The 5,296-nt window shown below is 56.8% G+C and carries 3 rRNA genes; all 3 read left to right on the top strand.

Annotation, left to right across the window (positions count from 1 at the left end):
* A 16S ribosomal RNA gene (locus ACWGO8_RS19445) occupies positions 1–1,443 on the top strand; the annotation flags it as partial.
* A gap of 464 nt (positions 1,444–1,907) precedes the next feature.
* Positions 1,908–5,011: ribosomal RNA gene (locus tag ACWGO8_RS19440) — 23S ribosomal RNA — on the top strand.
* Positions 5,012–5,211: 200 nt separating this feature from the next.
* Positions 5,212–5,296 (top strand): 5S ribosomal RNA (gene rrf / locus ACWGO8_RS19435); the annotation flags it as partial.

Here is a 5,296-nt window from a genome sequence, read left to right as displayed (position 1 = left end):
GGGGATTAGTGGCGAACGGGTGAGTAACACGTGAGTAACCTGCCCTGGACTCTGGGATAACCCCGAGAAATCGGAGCTAATACCGGATAGGACCCTGTACCGCATGGTGTGGGGTGGAAAGTTTTTTCGGTCTGGGATGGACTCGCGGCCTATCAGCTTGTTGGTGAGGTAATGGCTCACCAAGGCGTCGACGGGTAGCCGGCCTGAGAGGGTGACCGGCCACACTGGGACTGAGACACGGCCCAGACTCCTACGGGAGGCAGCAGTGGGGAATATTGCACAATGGGCGCAAGCCTGATGCAGCAACGCCGCGTGCGGGATGACGGCCTTCGGGTTGTAAACCGCTTTTAGTAAGGAAGAAGGGGAGCTTGCTCCTTGACGGTACTTGCAGAAAAAGGACCGGCTAACTACGTGCCAGCAGCCGCGGTAATACGTAGGGTCCGAGCGTTGTCCGGAATTATTGGGCGTAAAGAGCTCGTAGGCGGTTTGTCGCGTCTGCTGTGAAATCCCGAGGCTCAACCTCGGGTCTGCAGTGGGTACGGGCAGACTGGAGTGCGGTAGGGGAGAATGGAATTCCTGGTGTAGCGGTGGAATGCGCAGATATCAGGAGGAACACCGATGGCGAAGGCAGTTCTCTGGGCCGTAACTGACGCTGAGGAGCGAAAGCGTGGGGAGCGAACAGGATTAGATACCCTGGTAGTCCACGCCGTAAACGTTGGGCGCTAGATGTGGGGACCTTTCCACGGTTTCCGTGTCGTAGCTAACGCATTAAGCGCCCCGCCTGGGGAGTACGGCCGCAAGGCTAAAACTCAAAGGAATTGACGGGGGCCCGCACAAGCGGCGGAGCATGCGGATTAATTCGATGCAACGCGAAGAACCTTACCAAGGCTTGACATATACGAGAACGCTGCAGAAATGTAGAACTCTTTGGACACTCGTATACAGGTGGTGCATGGTTGTCGTCAGCTCGTGTCGTGAGATGTTGGGTTAAGTCCCGCAACGAGCGCAACCCTCGTCGCATGTTGCCAGCACGTTATGGTGGGAACTCATGTGAGACTGCCGGGGTCAACTCGGAGGAAGGTGGGGATGACGTCAAATCATCATGCCCCTTATGTCTTGGGCTTCACGCATGCTACAATGGCCGGTACAAAGGGCTGCGATGTCGTAAGGCGGAGCGAATCCCAAAAAGCCGGTCTCAGTTCGGATTGAGGTCTGCAACTCGACCTCATGAAGTCGGAGTCGCTAGTAATCGCAGATCAGCAACGCTGCGGTGAATACGTTCCCGGGCCTTGTACACACCGCCCGTCAAGTCATGAAAGTCGGTAACACCCGAAGCCGGTGGCCTAACCCTTGTGGAGGGAGCCGTCGAAGGTGGGATCGGTGATTAGGACTAAGTCGTAACAAGGTAGCCGTACCGGAAGGTGCGGCTGGATCACCTCCTTTCTAAGGAGCATCTGGGCACCGCAGGGTGTTCCAGGCATGCCGGATCAGACCGATCGTGTCTGCCGGCTGCTCATGGGTGGAACATTGACATAGGTTCTCGTCTGAATGGTTCAGATCTAGTACGCCTCGCTTGCGGGGTTGGAACGGTCGGGGCCGGGATGGTGGGGACGTGCACGCTGTTGGGTCCTGAGGGACCGGACAACCCTGCCCTTCGGGGTGGGGGTGATGGTTTCTTCAGGCCTTCACCGATGATGACCGTGGGTCGTCGGGTGTGGGGGTTCTGGCCGTCTGTTGAGAACTACATAGTGGACGCGAGCATCTTAGATTCAACGTTTTCGGACGTTGGGTCACAATAGGTGAGTCGCCGAGTGGCATCCTTCGGGGTGTTGTTTGGCGTATTCACTGGTCAATTTCGTATCCGGGCCTTCGGGTTCGGGTGCACGAATTCGATCGAACTCATGTGATTTCAAGTTTCTAAGAGCAAACGGTGGATGCCTTGGCATCTGGAGCCGAAGAAGGACGTCGTAATCTGCGATAAGCCTCGGGGAGCTGATAAACGAGCTGTGATCCGAGGATTTCCGAATGGGGAAACCCCGCCAGGCCCTTTGGGTGACCTGGTGACTCCCGCCTGAATGTATAGGGCGGGTAGAGGGAACGTGGGGAAGTGAAACATCTCAGTACCCACAGGAAGAGAAAACAACCGTGATTCCGTAAGTAGTGGCGAGCGAACGCGGATGAGGCTAAACCGATCATGTGTGATACCCGGCAGGGGTTGCATGGTCGGGGTTGTGGGACCTTTCGGGTCGATCTGCCGGTCGACCGCGGTGACGCGTCAGGTATAGACGAACCGGATTGAAAGCCGGACCGGAGTGGGTGTGAGTCCCGTAGTCGAAATGCCTGGCCGGCCGGAGAGGTATCCCAAGTAGCACGGGGCCCGAGAAATCCCGTGTGAATCTGTCAGGACCACCTGATAAGCCTAAATACTCCCAGATGACCGATAGCGGACAAGTACCGTGAGGGAAAGGTGAAAAGTACCCCGGGAGGGGAGTGAAATAGTACCTGAAACCGTTTGCTTACAAACCGTTGGAGCCTCCTTGTTGGGGTGACAGCGTGCCTTTTGAAGAATGAGCCTGCGAGTTAGTGATCTGTGGCGAGGTTAACCCGTGTGGGGTAGCCGTAGCGAAAGCGAGTCTGAATAGGGCGATTCAGTCGCAGGTCCTAGACCCGAAGCGAAGTGATCTATCCATGGCCAGGTTGAAGCGACGGTAAGACGTCGTGGAGGACCGAACCCACTTCAGTTGAAAATGGAGGGGATGAGCTGTGGATAGGGGTGAAAGGCCAATCAAACTTCGTGATAGCTGGTTCTCTCCGAAATGCATTTAGGTGCAGCGTTGCGTGTTTCTTGCCGGAGGTAGAGCTACTGGATGGCCGATGGGCCCCAACAGGTTACTGACGTCAGCCAAACTCCGAATGCCGGTAAGTGAGAGCGCAGCAGTGAGACGGTGGGGGATAAGCTTCATCGTCGAGAGGGAAACAACCCAGACCACCAACTAAGGTCCCTAAGCGCGTGCTAAGTGGGAAAGGATGTGGAGTTGCACAGACAACCAGGAGGTTGGCTTAGAAGCAGCCACCCTTGAAAGAGTGCGTAATAGCTCACTGGTCAAGTGATTCCGCGCCGACAATGTAACGGGGCTCAAGCACGCCACCGAAGTTGTGGCATTGACATTTGTGGTAGGCCTTCGTGGTCCAGCCGTGTTGATGGGTAGGAGAGCGTCGTGTGCCGGGTGAAGCGGCGGTGGAAACCAGCCGTGGACGGCACACGAGTGAGAATGCAGGCATGAGTAGCGAAAGACGGGTGAGAAACCCGTCCTCCGGAAGACCAAGGGTTCCAGGGTCAAGCTAATCTGCCCTGGGTAAGTCGGGACCTAAGGCGAGGCCGACAGGCGTAGTCGATGGACAACGGGTTGATATTCCCGTACCGGCGAAGAACCGCCCACACGAGATCAGAAGTGCTAAGCATCCCAAGCCGTGCGGATCCCTTCGGGGTGATGTGCGGGGCGGCATGCGACCCCGTCTGGTGGAGTGAGCGTATTAACAGGTGTGACGCAGGAAGGTAGCCCAGCCCGGGCGATGGTTGACCCGGGGCAAGCGTGTAGGCCGAGCGATAGGCAAATCCGTCGCTCACACAGGCTGAGACGCGATGCGGATGAAAAGTGGGTGATCCTATGCTGCCGAGAAAAGCATCGACGCGAGGTTCCAGCCGCCCGTACCCCAAACCGACTCAGGTGGTCAGGTAGAGAATACCGAGGAGATCGAGAGAATCGTGGTTAAGGAACTCGGCAAAATGCCCCCGTAACTTCGGGAGAAGGGGGGCCCGAAGCGTGAACCTGCTTGCCAGGGGAAGCGTGGAGTGGCCGCAGAGACCAGTGGGAAGCGACTGTTTACTAAAAACACAGGTCCGTGCCAAGTCGCAAGACGATGTATACGGACTGACGCCTGCCCGGTGCTGGAAGGTTAAGAGGACCGGTTAGCCGCAAGGCGAAGCTGAGAATTTAAGCCCCAGTAAACGGCGGTGGTAACTATAACCATCCTAAGGTAGCGAAATTCCTTGTCGGGTAAGTTCCGACCTGCACGAATGGCGTAACGACTTCCCAGCTGTCTCAACCGCGAACTCGGCGAAATTGCAGTACGAGTAAAGATGCTCGTTACGCGCAGAAGGACGGAAAGACCCCGTGACCTTTACTACAGCTTGGTATTGGTGTTCGGTGTGGCTTGTGTAGGATAGGTGGGAGACTGTGAAGCGGGCACGCTAGTGTTCGTGGAGTCATTGTTGAAATACCACTCTGGTCACTCTGGATATCTAACTTCGAACCGTGATCCGGTTCAGGGACAGTGCCTGGTGGGTAGTTTAACTGGGGCGGTTGCCTCCCAAAAAGTAACGGAGGCGCCCAAAGGTTCCCTCAACCTGGTTGGCAATCAGGTGGCGAGTGTAAGTGCACAAGGGAGCTTGACTGTGAGACTGACAGGTCGAGCAGGGACGAAAGTCGGGACTAGTGATCCGGCAGTGGCTTGTGGAAGCGCTGTCGCTCAACGGATAAAAGGTACCTCGGGGATAACAGGCTGATCTTGCCCAAGAGTCCATATCGACGGCATGGTTTGGCACCTCGATGTCGGCTCGTCGCATCCTGGGGCTGGAGTAGGTCCCAAGGGTTGGGCTGTTCGCCCATTAAAGCGGTACGCGAGCTGGGTTTAGAACGTCGTGAGACAGTTCGGTCCCTATCCTCTGCGCGCGCAGGAAATTTGAGAGGATCTGACCCTAGTACGAGAGGACCGGGTTGGACGAACCTCTGGTGTGCCAGTTGTTCCGCCAGGAGCACCGCTGGTTAGCTACGTTCGGGATGGATAACCGCTGAAAGCATCTAAGCGGGAAGCCGGCCTCGAGATGAGATTTCCATCCCTTCGGGGGAGAGGCTCCCAGCCAGACGACTGGGTTGATAGGCCGGATGTGGAAGCAAGGACTAACGACTTGTGCAGCTGACCGGTACTAATAAGCCGATAACTTGACAATCACTACACACACTCTGTTTGTAAGGCTGGAGTGCGTGGACTGGGATTGCTCGCGTCCACTCTGTGGTTCCCAACAGACGGAAACACAACACATAACACAACACAGACCCGCACACCCCCCGCCAACCCCGGTTGGCCCAGGGGGGCATGTGCAACCGAGACCACCACACCCCCACACACGGGTGGTGCTGGTACCAGAGTTTCGGCGGCCATAGCGCGAGGGAAACGCCCGGACACATTCCGAACCCGGAAGCTAAGACTCGCAGCGCCGATGGTACTGCAGGGG

This window comes from Agromyces sp. NPDC055661 (assembly GCF_053618135.1).
This window is presented reverse-complemented; position numbering and strand designations above follow the sequence as displayed.